Source organism: Pseudomonas sp. B35(2017) (assembly GCF_002113645.1).
Classification (GTDB): domain Bacteria; phylum Pseudomonadota; class Gammaproteobacteria; order Pseudomonadales; family Pseudomonadaceae; genus Aquipseudomonas; species Aquipseudomonas ekonensis.
Map to the genome: position 1 here is coordinate 382,328 of NZ_NEIZ01000003.1, position 15,454 is coordinate 397,781.

Sequence of the window (15,454 nt, forward strand, 5' to 3'; positions counted from 1 at the left end):
CGAAGCGGGCGGCCGTCTGCACGGTTTGCGAAAGGTTTGAACATGCGCGTTCTGATTGCCGAACACGACCACGCGGTATATGCCCGACTGTTGCGTCAGGCGGCGCCCGGGCTTGAGGTGCTGACCAGCGGCGACTCCGCCGAACTGGCCCGCCAGGCCGTCGAATGCCCGGTCTGGCTGGGCCAGCCGGACCTGCTGGCGACCCTGCTGCGCCAGGGCCACCGGCCGCAGTGGCTGCAATCGACCTGGGCCGGCATCACGCCGCTGCTGGCCGACGGCCTGTACCGCGATTACCGCCTGACCCGGGCCGTGGGCATCTTCGGCCAGGTGATGGCCGAGTACGTGCTGACCTACATGCTCGGCCACGAGCGCGAAGTGCTGGCGCGGCTGGTGAGCCAGGTCGAGCGCAAGTGGGACAACCGCACCGGCCAGAGCCTGGTGGGGCGCAAGGTGCTGATCGTCGGCACCGGCGACATCGGCCAGAGCGTGGCGCAGTTCCTGCGGCCGTTCGGGGTCGAGCTGTACGGCATCGCCAGCAGCGCCCGGGAGCAGGCGCCGTTCGTCGAGGTCGGTTCGATGGCCGATCTGCCGCGCCTGGTCGGGGAGGTGGATTACGTGGTCAACCTGCTGCCGAATACCCCGCAGACCCACGACATCTACAACGCGGCGCTGTTCCGGCAGTTCAAGCCGACGGGGCTGTTCATCAACGCCGGACGCGGTGTGGCGGTGGTCGATGCGGACCTGGTGGAGGCCTTGAAGGAAGGGCATCTGGCCGGCGCGGTGATCGACGTCTGCCGCCAGGAGCCGTTGCCGCAGCGGCATCCGTTCTGGACTGCCTGGGGCCTGCTGCTGACCGGGCACAGCTCGGCGCCGACCTCGCCGCCGATGATGGTGCAGCTGTTCCTGGAGAACCTGAAGGCCTATGAGGCCGGTGAGCCGCTGCGCGGAGAAGTGGACTTCGCCCGGGGCTACTGATGCCCGATGGACGATAGGCGCTGCGGGGGCTGACCTGCCCGCGACAGCGGCGTGTGTCAGTCACCGCTGGGTGTCTGGCGGAGCGCAATCGCGAGCAGGCTCGCTCCTGCATGGGATCTGCGTCGTGCACCTGTCCCTGTGGGAGCCAGCCTGCTGGCGATGGCGTCAGTGAGGCAACAAAGGCCTCAGAGGGTGAAGTCACCCTCGGCAGCCAGCTCGCTCAGCGGACGACGCGGGCTCGGCACTTCGCGGGCCTGCAGGTACTCGGCCAGGGTGGCCTTGTCGCCCAGCTTGCCGACGGCAACGGCCGCGTGCAGCGCGTAGCCTTCCGGAATGTTCAGCTCCTTGCGGGTCAGCTCCTGGTCGAAGCCGGCCATGCCGTGGGTGTGCCAGCCGCTCAGGCTCGCTTGCAGCGCCAGGTGGCCCCAGGCCGAACCGGTGTCGAAGGTGTGCCACAGCGCCGGGGTCTCTTCGGCGGCGCCCGGTGCGGTGAAGGTGGTCTTGGAGATCACGATCACCAGGGCCGAGGCGTGCTGTGCCCAGGCACGGTTGAATTCGTTGAGCAGGCCCAGGTAACGCTCCCAGTTCGGCGTGTCGCGACGGGCGTAGAGAAAGCGCCATGGCTGCGAGTTGTAGGCCGACGGCGCCCAGCGTGCGGCTTCGAAGAAGCTCAGCAGGGTTTCCTCCGGGATCGCTTCGCCAGTGAAGGCGCGGGGCGACCAGCGGTCGGTGAACTGCGGGTGAATGGCGTAATCGGCAACGCGAGGGTTGGCACTCATCAAGAGATTCCTTGCTACGTTTGAGTAAGAGAGTCGAACCGGAACCTGGCGGGGTCAGGCGGACTGACCGATGGGGTTCCGTTGAGCCGTGCGGTTCGCCGGACGGCAACGCGGTCGAGCGTTGATGGCACCCGGGCGGGGCTTGTTGCGACAGGCAAAGCTACTTGGCCCCGGGAAAACTGACAAGCCCGGCGCAACCGGCAGTCGCCGACGCTTGGTCCGCCGGGCCTTGGGCACTAGACTGGCGGCCTTTTCACCACCTGATGTTGATGCTTGAGCCATGGCCGCCAAAGTCGAACCGTTCTGGATACGCAAAACCCTCGATCAGCTCGATCCGCAGGAATGGGAATCGCTGTGCGACGGCTGTGGGCTGTGCTGTCTGCAGAAGCTTGAGGACGAAGAGGACAACAGCGTCTATTACACGCGCATCGCCTGCAAGCTGCTGGACCTCAAGACCTGCCAGTGCAGCGACTACCCCAACCGCCGCGAATTCGTGCCGGACTGCATCCAGCTCACGCCGGGCAAGGCCGACGAGTTCAAGTGGCTGCCGCCGACCTGCGGCTACCGCCTGGTCAGCGAAGGCAAGGACCTGCCGTTGTGGCACCACCTGGTGTGCGGCGACCGTGACGCGGTGCACCACGAACGCATTTCCCAGTCCGGGCGCATGCTCGCCGAAGGCAGCGTGCCGGAAGAGGACTGGGAAGATCACCTGATTTTCCGCGCCGGATAAACCTTCACAGACTCACAAGGGAGTGGGCATGGCTTCGGGATTGCGTCGGGTGCTGGCCGCAGGCCTGCTGGTGTTGAGCGCGCCGGTGTGGGCGGCGAACAAAGTCGATCTGGACTACCGCGTGCGCCTGTTGCCGCAGAGCGATCAGGCCGAAGTGCGCCTGACCCTCGCCAAGGGCGAAGCGGTGCGCCGCCTGGATTTCGACCTGGGCGACGGCAGCCGCTACAGCGATTTCAAGGCCGACGGCCAATGGCAGCTGAGCCCGGGTAAGCAGGCCCGCGGCGTATGGCGTCCGGCGGCGGACAGCGCCAGCCTGACCTATCGCGTGCGCATCAGCCACGGTCGCAAGAGCGGCAGCTTCGACACCCGCATGACCCCGGCCTGGGCGCTGCTGCGCGGCGATGAGCTGGTGCCGCCGGCCCGGCTCGACCAGCAGGACGGCACCGAGCTGGTCGCGCGTCTGCAGTTCGACTTGCCCGAGGGCTGGAACAGCATCGAAACCGCCTGGCCGCGCATCGGCCGGAACAAATTCCGCATCGACAACCCGTCGCGCCTGTTCGACCGTCCTACCGGCTGGATGCTCGCCGGTCACCTGGGCAGCCGCCGCGCACGGCTGGGGGAAACCGAAGTCACCGTGGCCTCGCCCAAGGGCCAGGGCATGCGGCGCATGGATGTGCTGACGCTGCTGACGTTCGTCTGGCCGCAGGTGCAGGCGCTGTATCCCCAGCATCCCGGCAAGCTGCTGATCGTCGGGGCCAACGACCCGATGTGGCGCGGCGGCCTGGGCGCCCATGGTTCCGTTTACCTGAACACCCGTTTGCCGCTGGTCAGCGAAAGCGGCGCCAGCGCCCTGCTGCGCGAGTTGACCCAAGTGCTGGGCCGGATCAACGACGGGCAGCGCAACGACTGGATCAGCGAAGGCTTGGCCGAGTACTACGCCGTTGAACTGCTGCGCCGCGCCGGCGGCATGAGCGACGACCGGTATCAGGCCTGGCAGGCGAAGCTGACCACGGACAGCCATGGCGTCACCACGTTGCGCGGCGTCCAGGCCAGTCCGGCGCAGGTGGCCAAGGCCGTGCTGCTGTTGCAGGAACTGGACCGCGAGATCCGCCTCAAGACCCGCAACAAGCGCTCGCTGGACGATGTGCTGCGCGGGGCGATGCAGTCGGGGCGAGTGGATGCCCCGGCGTTCGTGCAACTGGCCGAGGGCGTGATCGGCGAGTCGTCCAGGGTGCTCGACAGCGCATTGCTCAAGTAGCGCCGCTATCGCCAGCAGGCTGTTTCCCACCCTTTCCCCTGTGGGAGCCAGCCTGCTGGCGACAGGGCCCTTCAGCTCAACCCAGATCCAGGGTCAGACCCCGGCCTTCGGGGACTTGACCGACTCGTTGCCGGTCACCGTCGCCGTGCGGGTCGCGGCCTCGGCGTTGGCCTTCAAGGTGCGCAACTCTTCGCCGGCCCGCTCGATCTTCGCTCGCACGTTGTTCATGTCCTGACGGCTCTTTTCCAGCAGGCTCTTCACGGAGCTGTGCCCTGTGAGGCCGCGGGCCATGGCCACGCCGCCGATGGCCACCTGGATCAGGCCGAACACGCCGCCCCGGCGCAGGCCCTTGCCGACCATCAGCACACCGCCGGCCAGCGAGCCGATGCGTTCCCAGCCCTGCACGTTCTGGTCGGAACGGCTCTGGAAAGGGGTGGATTCGATGCGTTCGACGCGTTTGAGTTCGCTCATGATCTGTCTCCGGGCAATGAGTGGGGATACTCAAGCTGACTGCGCAGGCCGTCGGCTTGTTCCATCGCAATGGCGACGCTTCAGCGGAATTTCGGCCCGGAGCGGGTGTTCAGGCCCTTGGCCATGCGGTCGTAGAGCACGACGTTGACCGTGGCGGCCAGGTTCATGCAGCCGGTGGTGGGGATGTACACCACGTCTTCGCACCAGTCGCGGATCTCCTTGTCCAGCGATCCGTCCTCGGGGCCGAAGATGTACAGTGCGCGGTCCGGGTGGGTGTACTCCGGCAGGGCGCGGGCACCGTCCACCAGCTCCACGGCGACCGGCACGCAGCCCAGGGGCAGGATCTTCTTCAGGTCGTCGATGCCGATCAGCGGGATGTCGTAGTGCACGCGCTTGGTGTCGGTGACGAAATCGGCGGCGCGCTCATAGCGCTTGCCGGTGTAGAACACCGACGCCACGCCGTAGCAGCCGGCGGCGCGCATCACCGAGCCGACGTTCTCCGGTGATTTGGGGTTGAACAAACCAATGCAGCTGTACCGTTTGTCTGCCACGAGCGGGGTGCCTTCGGAAAAAAGAGGGCGATTATACGGGGATTGGGGAGGAGGGGGGCAGGTTCGGGATCTGCGGCGACTGTTCCGGCCCCATCGTCGGATCGCCGCCCGGGGTAGGCCCGCTCCCACAGGGGGCGGTAGTGCACATGACACTGTGGGAGCAACTGTCTTGCTTCTGTCCTACGGCGCCTTGAATGACGCCTTCGCTGGCAAGTCGAGTCGTCGCACCGCAGCTCCCACAGGGATCTTGGATGCAAAAATTGTGACCACTGCAAAACCCTGTGGGAGCGGGCTTGCCCCGGGCGGCGATCCGACGATGAGGCCCGGATGGCCGACAAAGAACCTCAGTCGTCCTTCTTCATCATCCCGGCCAACGCGGCAAACGGGTTGTGGGTGGCCTTGGCGATCTTCGGCGTGCTCAGCGAGCCTTCGCCGAAGTACTGCTGGTCGGTGTAGCGCGAATGTTCGTTGTCGTGGCAGTACAGGCACAGCAGCTCCCAGTTGGAACCGTCCTGCGGGTTGTTGTCGTGGTTGTGGTCGCGATGGTGCACGGTCAGTTCGCTCAGGCGCTTGCCGGAGAACTCCCGGGCGCAGCGCCCGCAGACGTGCGGGTACATTTTCAGGGCCTTGTCGCGGTAGCCCATTTCCTTGTCGCGCTGGTTGTCGGCGAGGATGCGGTCCAGTTTCGAGGTGTTGGTCGGGGTCGACGAACTCATGGGTTCACCTTGGTAAAAGACTAATGACGGTTACAGCAGAGTTTAGCCCAGGGCCCGCAGGATCCTGCAAGAAAGGACAGGCAGCCGGATCCGGTTGGGAGTAGCCTGTGCACAGACTCAGGCCAATACGGAGCCCTGAATGAAGCGCACCATTCTAGCGGTCATTGCGATGGCCGCAATCTCGATCCCGCAGGTCCGGGCCCAGCAGTCGGTTCCGGTGGCGCCGGCCGGCCAGCCCGGCTCGCCCGGCACGGCGACGCCGACCCCGTACCCGCAGATCAGCCCCGTGCCGATCCCCAAGACCGGAGCCGGCAGTGGCGGCCCGCCGCTGGTGCCGATCGAAATGCCCAGCCCGCCGGCCAAGGACCAGCCGGTGCCGGGAATCGAACCTGCGGTCAAGAGCAAATCCCCCGGCGGCTAGATCTGCTGCGCCGCCAACTGGCCGTCGGCCATGCGCAGGCGCTTGGAGAGCGAGACGGCGAGGGCGCGGATGATCTTGGCGGCGATCTTCGGCGCGTCGTTGAGCATCTTTTCCAGGGAGTCCTTGCCCAGGTTGAGCAACTGGCAGTCGCTCGCCGCCACGCAGGTGGCCGAGCGGCGTTCGCCGTCGAGCACGGCCATCTCGCCGAACGCACGGCCGCTGCGCAGGGTGGCCATGGTCACGGTCTGGCCGTCGCCGTTGGTCTTCTGCACCGCTACCTGGCCGCTGTGGATGATGCACATGAAGCTGCCGGCATCGCCTTCGCGAAAGATCGCCTGGCCCTCGGCCACGGTGCTGATGCTGAAGTAACCCGAGGCGGCGGCGAAGTCCGCCGGCAGCAGTTGGTCGAACAGGCCGCAGTCCATCAGCCAGTCGCGGATTTCGTTGTTGAGCAGAGTCGGTTCTGACATGTCGTCGCGGTCTTTTTTGTTTTCACGGTTTCCAGGCTTCACACAGATCCCCTGCGGGGCGAATAGGCTCGCTCCCACAGGGCTGTACGAACTATCGGCCTGCGGTGTCGGGAGTTAAGACCCGACTGACCGGCGGAGTTCCTCAGGCGATCCCCAGAACCTTGAAGACAAATGCATATTCGAGCGCTGCGTCACGCAATCCCTGATAGCGCCCGCTCATGCCGCCATGGCCGGCGCCCAGTTCGGTCTTGAGCAGCAGCGGGTTGTCGTCGGTCTTGGTGGCGCGCAGCTTGGCCACCCATTTGGCCGCTTCCCAGTACTGCACACGGCTGTCGTTGTAGCCGGCGATCACCAGCGTGGCGGGGTAGGCCTGGGCGGTGACGTTCTCGTACGGCGCGTAGGCCTTGATCCGCGTGTACACGTCCGGCTCCTCGGGGTTGCCCCACTCGTCGTATTCGGTGACGGTCAGCGGCAGCTCGGGGTCGAGCATGGTGTTGAGCACGTCGACGAACGGCACTTCGGCGATCGCCGCGCCGAACAGGTCAGGGCGTTGGTTGAGCACCGCGCCGATCAGCAAGCCGCCGGCGCTGCCGCCGCTGATCGCCAGTTGCGGAGAGGTGGTGAAACCCTCGGCGATCAGGTGCTCGGCGCAGGCGATGAAGTCGCTGAAGGTGTTGTGCTTGTGTTCCTGCTTGCCGGCGCGGTACCAGGCCTCGCCCAGTTCGCCGCCGCCGCGCACGTGGGCGATGGCGAAGGCCATGCCGCGCTCAAGCAGGCTCAGGCGGGCGTGGGAGAACCACGGGTCGAGGCTCGAACCGTAAGCGCCGTAGCCGTACAGGTACAGCGGCACCGGCCGGCCGAGCATTTCCCGTTTGACCACCAGGCTGATCGGCACCCGGGTGCCGTCCGGCGCCGTGGCCCACAAGCGCTGGCTGACGTAGGCGTCGGCATCGAACGGGCCGAGCACCGGGGTCTGCTTGAGCACGGCCTGTTCACCGCTGGCCAGGATCAGCTGACGCACCTGGGCCGGCCGGTTGAGGGCCTCGTAGCGCAGGCGGATGCGGTCGCTGTCGAACTCCAGGCTGTTCTGCACGTAGAGGGTGTAGGCGGCGTCCGGCAACTGCACGCGGTAGGGCGCCAGGCCCTGGGGGCGGACTTCGATGACCGGCAGGCCGCCTTCGCGCAGGCTCAGGGTCAGGGCGCCGACGTTCAGGCTCAGGCCGTCGAGCATCACCGTGTCGCTGTGAGGGATCAGGTTCTGCCAATCGGCCTCGGTCGGGGCGTGGCCGGTGTCGGGGGCGTGATACAGCGCGAAGTTGATGCCGTCGCGGTTGGTGCGGATGAACCATGTCCACTGGCCGTCGAGCTTGCCGTGATCGACGTCGTATTCGTGATCCTCGACCCGTGGCGCCAGGCAAGTGAAGGCCTCCTGCGGCCGGTTGGCGTCCAGCGCCCAGACTTCGCTGGTGGTCTTGCTGCCCAGCGACAGCAGCAATTGCTGTTCGGAACTCGAACGGTAGCAATGCAGGAAGAAGCGCCCGTCCGGCTCGTGGAACACCTCTTCGGCGGCGGTGCCGTCCAGCCGGTAGCGCATGAGCATGTGCGGGCGGTGGGTGTCGTCGAGCACGCCGAAGAACAGGGTCAGGCTGTCGTTGGCCCAGGTCATGCTGCCGTCGCAGTCCTCGAACGCCAGTTCGCTGACCTTGCCGTTGGACAGCTCCTTGACGAACAGGGTGTAGATCTCATCCCCCGAGGCATCGACGCTGTAGGCCAGGCGCTGATGGTCCGGGCTGACGCTGAACGCGCCGAGGGAGAAGAACCCGCCGTTGGCCAGGGCGTTGGGGTCGAGCAGCAGCTGTTCGCGGCTTTCGTCCAGGGTCAGGCTGCCGTCGGTCGGCCGCGGGCAGCGGTAGTGGCGGGCGTATTCGTCGCCGGCGGTGGTGCGGGTGTAGTACAGGTACGGGCCCCAAGGGGAGGGCAGCGACAGGTCGGTTTCCAGGATGCGGCCCTTGATCTCCTCGAACAGGGTTTCGCGCAGGCCTTCCTGATCGGCGGTCTGCGCCTGCTGGTAGGCGTTTTCGGCCTTGAGGTAGTCGAGCACCGCGTCGGTGTCGCGCTCCTGCAGCCAGGCGTACGGGTCGGCTCCGGGGGCTCTGCGGGCGATCGGGGCGCTGAGGGCGTTGACGGATGCGGGCATGGAGGGCTCCAGGGCAAGATTCGGAAAGAGGGTGTTCGCAGGCCGGGACGGCATGGCCGATCCCGTGGGGCCAGCCAGATAGCATCGACGCCGAATGCGCCGGCCTCGTCGCCGGCAGGCCGGCTCCCGCAGGCTGCATGTCTTTTGGGGCAAGCCGGCCGTGCGAAAAGCCGTTACTATAAGCGCCTCTTTGCCTGCCTTGCCATGGACACCATGACCGAGAACGACTATCTGATCGCCTGGGGCCTCTACGCCTTCGCCGCCTTGGGCTGCCTGCTGGTGTGGATGCGCATGACCCGCTGGATGTGGCGCTGGCTGCGCGAGCCGCTGCGGCTGCTGGTGGCGGTGCTGCTGTTCGCGCCGACCATCATCGACCCGGTGAAGGAAAAATACGCCCCGGCGGTGGCCATCACGGCGCTGGATCTGCTGTTCAAGGTCGGCAACAACGCCTTTCGCGCGATCTCCGAGCTGCTGATGTACGCCATGATCGCCTTCGGCATCTACCTGATCTTCGTGCTGATCCGCTTCCCGATCGAACGGGCCTCAAACGCGCGCAAGGAACAGGCCGAAGCCGCCCGTGCCGCGGCCCGCGCCGAAGACGAGCGGGACGCCGGCCAAGCCTTCGGCGGCGCCGGCGACGACCGCTACGGCCGTCCGCCGTTGCCGGGCAACCCGCAGCGCATGCGGGTCGAGCCGCGTCTGTAGCCACGGGAACCTGCACATGTGTGAACTATTGGGCATGAGCGCCAACGTGCCGACCGACATCGTGTTCAGCTTCACCGGGCTGATGCAGCGCGGCGGCCGCACCGGCCCGCACCGCGACGGCTGGGGCATCGCGTTCTACGAAGGGCGCGGGCTGCGGCTGTTCCAGGATCCGGCGGCCAGCTGCGAATCGGAAGTCGCCAACCTGGTGCAGCGCTACCCGATCAAGAGCGAAGTGGTCATCGGCCACATCCGCCAGGCCAACGTCGGCAAGGTCTGCCTGTCCAACACCCACCCGTTCGTCCGCGAGCTGTGGGGGCGCAACTGGTGCTTCGCGCACAACGGCCAGTTGGCGGACTTTGCGCCGGCGCAGAGCTTCTACCGCCCGGTCGGCGACACCGACAGCGAGGCGGCGTTCTGCGACCTGCTCAACCGCGTGCGTGCCGCGTTCCCGGAGCCGGTCGACATCGAAGTGCTGCTGCCGGACCTGGTGGCCGCCTGCGCCGAGTACCGCGGCAAAGGCGTGTTCAACTGCCTGCTCAGCGACGGCGACTGGCTGTTCTGCTATTGCTCGACCAAACTGGCGCAGATCACCCGGCGCGCGCCGTTCGGCCCGGCGCGGCTGAAGGACGTCGACATGATCGTCGATTTCCAGGCCGAAACCACGCCCAACGACGTGGTCACGGTGATCGCCACCGAACCCTTGACCGAAAACGAAACCTGGACCCGCTACGAACCGGGCCAGTGGAGCCTGTGGCGGCGCGGCGAATGCGTCAGCCAGGGCAAGACCGAATAAGGATCCTGCGATGTTGCTCAGTTATCTGCGGCTGGTGTTGTTTGCGGCGGGCCTGTTGGTCGGTGTCCAGGTGCCGGGGTTCATCAACGACTACGCCAAACGGGTCGAGGCCCACCTGATCGAGGCGCAGACCGGCCTGCGCGGCTTCCAGGGCACCGCCGAGCAGTTCTTCAAGGGTGACCTGCAGGCGCTGGTCGCCCACTACCGCGCCAGCGAAGACCCGGTGTTCCGCAGCGACGCCGACAGCCTGAGCACCTTGCTCAACCGCCAGCTCGCGCTGGACAAGCAGTACCAGGCGATGCAGGGGCCGTGGTACATCCGCTTCCTGCAAGTGGTGCTGGCCGCCGATCCGGACATCCGCAAGGAAACCTGGAACGGCTACAGCTACCAGATCCTGCTGACCCCGGAGGCGATGGTCTGGGGCATGGGCGGGGCGATGTTGCTGTCGTTCGGCCTGGAATGCCTGTTCCGCCTGATCGACTGGGTGGTGTTGGGCGGCAAGCGCCTGCGCCAGAGCCGGCCGATCGAGGAACGCGACCTGCGCGGCCTCTGACCTGACTGCCCCACGCCCAGCGTGGGGCAGTCATTTCGACAGGACGATGTAACCCTCGCCCACCTTGCGCGCATACGCCTCCAGCACCTGCTGGCACAGGGTCACGATGTCCTCGACCCATTCCACCCCGATCCGCCACGACACCACCACCTGCAGGTCCTGCGGCCGCTGCGCGATGTCGAGCAGGGTCAGTTCTCCCCGCGCCAGTTCCTCGGCCACCAGCACCGGCGGCAGGGCGCCGATGCCGAAGCCGTCGCGCAGCAGGCGGGTGATCGCCGACACCGAGTTCACGCAGTTCAGCCGTGGCGCCGGCACGCCCTCGGCCTGCATCAGCGCGAGGATGTCCTGGTGGGGGCGGGAGTTCTTCGAGTAGGTGATGATCCGCTCCTGCGCCAGGTCCGCCAGGCCCGTGTAGTCGCGGTTGTAGATCGATTGGCTGGCGACGATCCAGCCGACCGGATGGCTGGCCAGCGCCAGGCTGCGCACGCTTTCCTGGCGCACCAGGTCGGTCTGCAGGATCAGGTCGAGAAAACCCTTTTGCAGCTGATCGCAGAGGTTCAGCGACGTATCCGCCACCAGCTCGATTTCCACCCGGGGGTACAGGTCGGTCATCTGCGCCACCAACGGGCTGAGCCAGGTGTGGATCACCGTGTCCATCACGCCGATGCGCACCCGGCCGACCTTGCTGGAGCGGGTTTCGATCGACTGCTTCAGCGCCTGCATCGTGTCGAGCATCCGCTCGGCGTATTCCAGCACCTTCAGGCCTTCGGGCGTCAGGCTGACGCCCCGGGAGTCGCGCACGAACAGTTTCACCCCGAGTTCGCCTTCGAGCACCGCGATGCGGCTGGAAATCGAGGCCTGGGTGGTGAACAGCTTGTCGGCGGTCAGGCGAAAGCTCTTCAGGCGGGCGACCCAGACAAAGGTCTCGAGAAACTTCAGGTTCATGGGATCAAATTTTTCTTATGGCTAGGGCGGGTTTTTATTCGTTGGACGCAGCAGGGCGGTGCGCCCAAGAATCGGCGCATGCGGTTCCCACGATAGGCGTCGTCGGGACTACGAACAAGACCAATAAAAGCCTGCGGAGACTTGCCATGAGTGCGCCCGACACCCTCGATCACCCCAAGACGGCGGCCCGCCCCGGCCCCTTCGACTGGTACCGCAACATCAACAAGCAAGAGCGTCGCACCTTCTGGAGCTGCAAGATCGGCTACGGCCTCGACGGCATGGACACCCAGATGCTCAGCTTCGTGGTGCCGACCCTGATCGCGATGTGGGGCATCACCACGGGCCAGGCCGGGCTGATCCACACCAGTACCCTGATCGCGTCGGCCATCGGCGGGTGGGTGGCGGGGATCCTCTCCGACCGCATCGGCCGCGTGCGCACCCTCCAGCTGACGGTGCTGTGGTTCGCGTTCTTCACCTTCCTCTGCGGCTTCGCCCAGAACTACGAGCAACTGCTGATCGCCCGCACCTTGATGGGCTTCGGCTTCGGCGGCGAATGGACCGCCGGCGCCGTGCTGATCGGCGAAGTGATCCGCGCCAAGGACCGCGGCAAGGCGGTGGGCATGGTGCAGTCGGGCTGGGCCTTGGGCTGGGGGCTGACCGCGATCCTGTATGCGCTGCTGTACTCGGTGCTGCCGGCCGAAGACGCCTGGCGGGCGCTGTTCATCCTCGGCATCGTGCCGGCGGTGTTCGTGGTGTTCGTCCGCCGCCTGGTGAAGGATCCGGAGATCTACCGCGAAGCCAAGGCCGCGCAAACCCCGCAGAACCCGTCCAGGTTCTATGAGATCTTCGCCCCCGGCATGCTCTTCACCACGCTGCGCGCCTCGCTGCTGACCACCGGTGCGCTCGGCGGCTACTACGCGATCACCTCTTGGCTGCCGACCTTCCTGAAGAACGAGCGCGGCCTGAGCGTGCTCGGCACCGGCGGATACCTGGCGATGGTGATCGTCGGTTCCTATGCCGGCTATGTGATCAGCGCCTATCTGACCGACCTGCTGGGGCGCAAGAAGAACTTCATCCTGTTTGCGGTGGGTTCGTTCACCATCGTGCTGCTCTACACGCAGATGCCGGTCAGCAATGGCGTGATGCTGTGGCTGGGCTTTCCGTTGGGCTTCTTCGCCTCGGGGATCTTCAGCGGCATGGGCGCATTCCTCACCGAGCTGTTCCCGACCCGCATCCGCGGCTCCGGCCAGGGCTTCTGCTACAACGTCGGCCGGGCGCTGGCGGCGCTGTTTCCTTTGCTGATCGGCCTGCTCAGCCAGAAGGTGCCGCTGAGCCTGGGCATCGGCGCCTTCGCGGCGGTGTCCTATGGCGTGGTGATTCTCGCGGCGCTGAGCCTGCCGGAAACCCGCGGCAAGCAACTGGACGCACAGTAACTGATAACCTGCGGGGCGCTGCCTGACGGCAAGCGTCCCACGGCAGAAAAAGATCAAAGCTACAGGAGTGTTCACCGTGAACCGCCTGCTATTGAATTGCGACATCGGCGAGAGTTTCGGCAGCTGGACCATGGGGCTGGACGCCGAAGTGATGCCCTTCATCGACTGCGCCAACATCGCCTGCGGTTTCCACGCCGGCGATCCGGGCATCATGCGCAAGACCGTGAGCCTGGCCCTGAGCCACGGGGTGAAGGTCGGCGCGCACCCGGCCTATCAGGACCTGGTGGGGTTCGGCCGGCGTTCCATGGCCTACAGCGCCCAGGAACTGCAAGACATCCTGCATTACCAGATCGGCGCCCTCGACGGCATCTGCCGCGCCCAGGGCGGGCGGGTGAGCTACGTCAAACCCCATGGCGCGATGTACAACGACATGATGGCCAACCCGGCCCAGCTGCGGGCGGTGATCCAGGCCGTGGCGGCGTACGACCGTGCGCTGCCGCTGATGCTGATGGCCACCCGTGACAACTCGGCGGCGCAGCAGTTGGGTGACGAGTACGGCGTGACGCTCTGGTTCGAAGCCTTCGCCGACCGCGCCTACGACAACGCCGGGCGGCTGGTGTCGCGCCAGTTGCCCGGCGCGGTGCATCACGATCCTGAAACGGTGGTGCGGCAGGCGCTGACCATCGCCCGCGGCGAGTCCCTCGTCGCCAGCGACGGCTCGGATCTGCTCCTGCACGCCGACACCCTGTGCGTGCACGGCGACAACGCCGCTTCCGTGGCCGCCGTGCAGCGCATCCGCCAGGCCTTGGACGAGCAGGGCGCGTCATGAACCCACGGGTGGAAGTGGTGGCGCTGGATTGCCTGATGGTGCGCCTGTTCGATGAGATCGCCGAGGCCAACATGCCGTGGATGCTGGCCGCCGGCGAGCGGTTGCGCGCAGTGTTCGGTGATTGCCTGATTGATCTGGTGCCGTCCTACACGACGCTGATGGTGCATTACGACCTGACGGCCCTGAACCCGGCCCAGGCGCGGGAGCGGATCGCCGAAGCCCTGACCGGGCTGTCGCCGAACACGGGGTCCGCGGGCCGCTGCCATGTGCTGCCGGTCTGGTACGACCTGAGCGTCGGGCCGGAGCTGAGCTTGCTGTCCCGGCGCAGCGGGTTGACGGTGCAGGAGGTGATCCGCCGCCACAGCGCACGGGAATATCAGGTGTTCGCCCTCGGTTTCGCCCCGGGCTTCGCCTTCATGGGGCTGGTGGAAGAGGCGCTGGCGGCGCCGCGGCTGGACACCCCGCGCAAGAAGGTCGCCGCCGGCAGCGTCGGTATCGCCGAGCGCCAGACCGCAGCGTATCCGGCGGTGTCCCCCGGCGGCTGGAACCTGATCGGCCGTACCCCGGCCAGGCTGTTCGACCGCGACCGAGACGGCTACAGCCTGATGCAGCCCGGCGACACCGTGCGGTTCGAGGCGGTGAGCCATGCCGAGTTCATCCGCCTCGGCGGTGACGACACGCCACTGGAGGCCCTGGCATGAGCCGATTGTTGATCGAAGCAAGCACACCGCTGTGCCAGTTGCAGGATGCGGGGCGGTTCGGCGTGCGCCATCTGGGCGTGACCCAGGGCGGCGCGGCGGACTGGCGCTCGATGGCCTGGGCCAACTGGCTGCTGGGCAACGGGCTTGACCGGCCGGTGATCGAGATCACCCTCGGCGGCTTTGCCGTAGTGGCGCAGCACGACTGCGTGCTGGCGCTGGCCGGGGCCGACCTCGGCGCCCGTATCGACGGCGAGCCGCTGCTGCCTTGGCGCAGCTTCACCTTGCGTCGGGGGCAGACGCTGCAGTTCACCCAGCCGCTGAGCGGCGCCCGCGCCTATCTGGCGGCGCCCGGCGGTTTTGCGGCGGCGCAGGTGCTGGGCAGTTGCTCGACGGTGGTGCGCGAAGAACTGGGCGGCCTCGAGGGCAGGGGATTGCCGTTGGCCAAAGGCGCGTTGCTGGACTGTGACGATGCGACTTTGCCGGTGCGTGAAGTGCCGCTTGAGCATCGGCCGGACCTGGCCCTGAAGGCACCGCTGGACCTGGTGCTGGGCGCGCAGATCGGCGAATTCAGCGGGCAGAGCCTGTTCGATGCGTTCAACCGTGCCTGGACGCTCGACAGCCGGGCCGACCGCATGGGCATCCGCCTGCTGGGCACGCCGTTGCAGTACCAGGGCCGGCCGATGATTTCCGAAGGCATTCCCTTGGGCGCGGTGCAGGTGCCGCCGGACGGCCAGCCGATCGTGCTGCTCAATGACCGGCAGACCATCGGCGGTTACCCGCGGCTGGGCGCGTTGACGCCGTTGGCGCTGGCGCGCCTGGCGCAATGCTTGCCGGGGGCGCAGGTGCGGTTGCGGCCGGTGGTGCAGGACACCGCGCACCGTGAGCAGGTCGAGTATCTGCGGCGCTTCGTCGAACGCTGAGGGCTTT

The 15,454-nt window shown here is 66.8% G+C and carries 18 protein-coding genes; 11 read left to right on the plus strand and 7 right to left on the minus strand.

Features of this window, described 5'->3' with window-relative positions; translation table 11 throughout:
- Positions 1–42 precede the first annotated feature (42 nt).
- Positions 43–975, plus strand: coding sequence for a D-2-hydroxyacid dehydrogenase (locus CAG41_RS08425; protein ID WP_085585077.1), 933 nt, complete (start codon positions 43–45; stop codon positions 973–975).
- Positions 976–1,160: 185 nt separating this feature from the next.
- On the opposite strand, the gene CAG41_RS08430 is transcribed toward CAG41_RS08425, so the two are convergent.
- Positions 1,161–1,754: a nitroreductase family protein gene (locus CAG41_RS08430; RefSeq protein WP_085585075.1), complete on the minus strand. Its 594-nt coding sequence runs from the start codon at positions 1,752–1,754 to the stop codon at positions 1,161–1,163.
- Between the two features lie 280 nt (positions 1,755–2,034).
- On the opposite strand from CAG41_RS08430, the gene CAG41_RS08435 reads away from it, so the two are divergent.
- Positions 2,035–2,484: a YcgN family cysteine cluster protein gene (locus CAG41_RS08435; RefSeq protein ID WP_085585073.1), complete on the plus strand. Its 450-nt coding sequence runs from the start codon at positions 2,035–2,037 to the stop codon at positions 2,482–2,484.
- Positions 2,485–2,512: 28 nt separating this feature from the next.
- Positions 2,513–3,742: a hypothetical protein gene (locus CAG41_RS08440; protein WP_085585071.1), complete on the plus strand. Its 1,230-nt coding sequence runs from the start codon at positions 2,513–2,515 to the stop codon at positions 3,740–3,742.
- A 93-nt stretch (positions 3,743–3,835) separates the two neighbouring features.
- Here the strand turns inward: CAG41_RS08440 and CAG41_RS08445 are convergent, their stop codons facing one another.
- From CAG41_RS08445 to CAG41_RS08455, 3 genes are all read right to left on the minus strand, one after another.
- Entirely contained in the window at positions 3,836–4,213 is a 378-nt protein-coding gene (locus tag CAG41_RS08445; protein ID WP_085585069.1) for a DUF2892 domain-containing protein, read from the minus strand.
- 80 nt (positions 4,214–4,293) lie between these two features.
- Entirely contained in the window at positions 4,294–4,764 is a 471-nt protein-coding gene (locus CAG41_RS08450; RefSeq protein ID WP_085585067.1) for an RNA methyltransferase, read from the minus strand.
- Between the two features lie 344 nt (positions 4,765–5,108).
- A complete protein-coding gene (locus CAG41_RS08455) occupies positions 5,109–5,480 on the minus strand; it encodes a YajD family HNH nuclease (RefSeq protein WP_085585065.1) in 372 nt (123 codons plus the stop codon).
- 139 nt (positions 5,481–5,619) lie between these two features.
- On the opposite strand from CAG41_RS08455, the gene CAG41_RS08460 reads away from it, so the two are divergent.
- Positions 5,620–5,901, plus strand: a complete 282-nt coding sequence (locus CAG41_RS08460; protein WP_085633040.1) for a hypothetical protein — start codon at positions 5,620–5,622, stop codon at positions 5,899–5,901.
- Here the strand turns inward: CAG41_RS08460 and CAG41_RS08465 are convergent.
- Together CAG41_RS08465 and CAG41_RS08470 are read right to left on the minus strand one after the other, a co-directional pair.
- On the minus strand, positions 5,898–6,371 hold the full coding sequence (locus tag CAG41_RS08465; protein WP_085585257.1) for a cyclic nucleotide-binding domain-containing protein: 474 nt from the start codon (positions 6,369–6,371) through the stop codon (positions 5,898–5,900). The two genes, CAG41_RS08460 and CAG41_RS08465, sit on opposite strands and share 4 nt — an antisense overlap.
- A 142-nt stretch (positions 6,372–6,513) precedes the next feature.
- On the minus strand, positions 6,514–8,568 hold the full coding sequence (locus CAG41_RS08470; RefSeq protein ID WP_085633042.1) for a S9 family peptidase: 2,055 nt from the start codon (positions 8,566–8,568) through the stop codon (positions 6,514–6,516).
- A gap of 204 nt (positions 8,569–8,772) precedes the next feature.
- Between CAG41_RS08470 and CAG41_RS08475 the strand changes: the two genes are divergently transcribed.
- The 3 genes from CAG41_RS08475 to CAG41_RS08485 are packed head-to-tail and all read left to right on the plus strand — an operon-like array spanning position 8,773 to position 10,619.
- A complete protein-coding gene (locus CAG41_RS08475) occupies positions 8,773–9,273 on the plus strand; it encodes an MFS transporter (protein WP_085585255.1) in 501 nt (166 codons plus the stop codon).
- 16 nt (positions 9,274–9,289) lie between these two features.
- Entirely contained in the window at positions 9,290–10,066 is a 777-nt protein-coding gene (locus CAG41_RS08480) for a class II glutamine amidotransferase (protein WP_085706856.1), read from the plus strand.
- A gap of 10 nt (positions 10,067–10,076) precedes the next feature.
- A complete protein-coding gene (locus tag CAG41_RS08485; RefSeq protein WP_085585057.1) occupies positions 10,077–10,619 on the plus strand; it encodes a DUF2937 family protein in 543 nt (180 codons plus the stop codon).
- A gap of 30 nt (positions 10,620–10,649) precedes the next feature.
- Here the strand turns inward: CAG41_RS08485 and CAG41_RS08490 are convergent, their stop codons facing one another.
- Positions 10,650–11,564 (minus strand): LysR family transcriptional regulator, encoded by a 915-nt coding sequence (locus CAG41_RS08490; protein ID WP_085585055.1) that lies wholly within the window; start codon positions 11,562–11,564, stop codon positions 10,650–10,652.
- A 146-nt stretch (positions 11,565–11,710) separates the two neighbouring features.
- Between CAG41_RS08490 and CAG41_RS08495 the strand changes: the two genes are divergently transcribed.
- The 4 genes from CAG41_RS08495 to CAG41_RS08510 all read left to right on the plus strand — a co-directional run bounded on the left by CAG41_RS08495 (position 11,711) and on the right by CAG41_RS08510 (position 15,447).
- Entirely contained in the window at positions 11,711–12,997 is a 1,287-nt protein-coding gene (locus CAG41_RS08495; protein WP_085585053.1) for an MFS transporter, read from the plus strand.
- 76 nt (positions 12,998–13,073) lie between these two features.
- A complete protein-coding gene (locus CAG41_RS08500) occupies positions 13,074–13,826 on the plus strand; it encodes a 5-oxoprolinase subunit PxpA (protein ID WP_085656176.1) in 753 nt (250 codons plus the stop codon).
- A complete protein-coding gene (locus CAG41_RS08505; protein WP_085585049.1) occupies positions 13,823–14,527 on the plus strand; it encodes an allophanate hydrolase subunit 1 in 705 nt (234 codons plus the stop codon). The genes CAG41_RS08500 and CAG41_RS08505 overlap by 4 nt, the downstream gene beginning before the upstream one ends.
- Entirely contained in the window at positions 14,524–15,447 is a 924-nt protein-coding gene (locus CAG41_RS08510; protein ID WP_085637179.1) for a biotin-dependent carboxyltransferase family protein, read from the plus strand. Before CAG41_RS08505 ends, CAG41_RS08510 begins: the two co-directional genes overlap by 4 nt.
- The last annotated feature ends 7 nt before the right edge of the window (positions 15,448–15,454 follow it).

What these genes read in the sequence shown, in the direction of transcription:
- CAG41_RS08425 (WP_085585077.1), top strand. Translation starts at nt 43, where the DNA reads ATGCGCGTTCTGATTGCCGAACACGACCACGCGGTATATGCCCGACTG.
- CAG41_RS08430 (WP_085585075.1), bottom strand. Translation starts at nt 1,754, where the DNA reads ATGAGTGCCAACCCTCGCGTTGCCGATTACGCCATTCACCCGCAGTTC.
- CAG41_RS08435 (WP_085585073.1), top strand. Translation starts at nt 2,035, where the DNA reads ATGGCCGCCAAAGTCGAACCGTTCTGGATACGCAAAACCCTCGATCAG.
- CAG41_RS08440 (WP_085585071.1), top strand. Translation starts at nt 2,513, where the DNA reads ATGGCTTCGGGATTGCGTCGGGTGCTGGCCGCAGGCCTGCTGGTGTTG.
- CAG41_RS08445 (WP_085585069.1), bottom strand. Translation starts at nt 4,213, where the DNA reads ATGAGCGAACTCAAACGCGTCGAACGCATCGAATCCACCCCTTTCCAG.
- CAG41_RS08455 (WP_085585065.1), bottom strand. Translation starts at nt 5,480, where the DNA reads ATGAGTTCGTCGACCCCGACCAACACCTCGAAACTGGACCGCATCCTC.
- CAG41_RS08460 (WP_085633040.1), top strand. Translation starts at nt 5,620, where the DNA reads ATGAAGCGCACCATTCTAGCGGTCATTGCGATGGCCGCAATCTCGATC.
- CAG41_RS08465 (WP_085585257.1), bottom strand. Translation starts at nt 6,371, where the DNA reads ATGTCAGAACCGACTCTGCTCAACAACGAAATCCGCGACTGGCTGATG.
- CAG41_RS08470 (WP_085633042.1), bottom strand. Translation starts at nt 8,568, where the DNA reads ATGCCCGCATCCGTCAACGCCCTCAGCGCCCCGATCGCCCGCAGAGCC.
- CAG41_RS08475 (WP_085585255.1), top strand. Translation starts at nt 8,773, where the DNA reads ATGGACACCATGACCGAGAACGACTATCTGATCGCCTGGGGCCTCTAC.
- CAG41_RS08480 (WP_085706856.1), top strand. Translation starts at nt 9,290, where the DNA reads ATGTGTGAACTATTGGGCATGAGCGCCAACGTGCCGACCGACATCGTG.
- CAG41_RS08485 (WP_085585057.1), top strand. Translation starts at nt 10,077, where the DNA reads ATGTTGCTCAGTTATCTGCGGCTGGTGTTGTTTGCGGCGGGCCTGTTG.
- CAG41_RS08490 (WP_085585055.1), bottom strand. Translation starts at nt 11,564, where the DNA reads ATGAACCTGAAGTTTCTCGAGACCTTTGTCTGGGTCGCCCGCCTGAAG.
- CAG41_RS08495 (WP_085585053.1), top strand. Translation starts at nt 11,711, where the DNA reads ATGAGTGCGCCCGACACCCTCGATCACCCCAAGACGGCGGCCCGCCCC.
- CAG41_RS08505 (WP_085585049.1), top strand. Translation starts at nt 13,823, where the DNA reads ATGAACCCACGGGTGGAAGTGGTGGCGCTGGATTGCCTGATGGTGCGC.
- CAG41_RS08510 (WP_085637179.1), top strand. Translation starts at nt 14,524, where the DNA reads ATGAGCCGATTGTTGATCGAAGCAAGCACACCGCTGTGCCAGTTGCAG.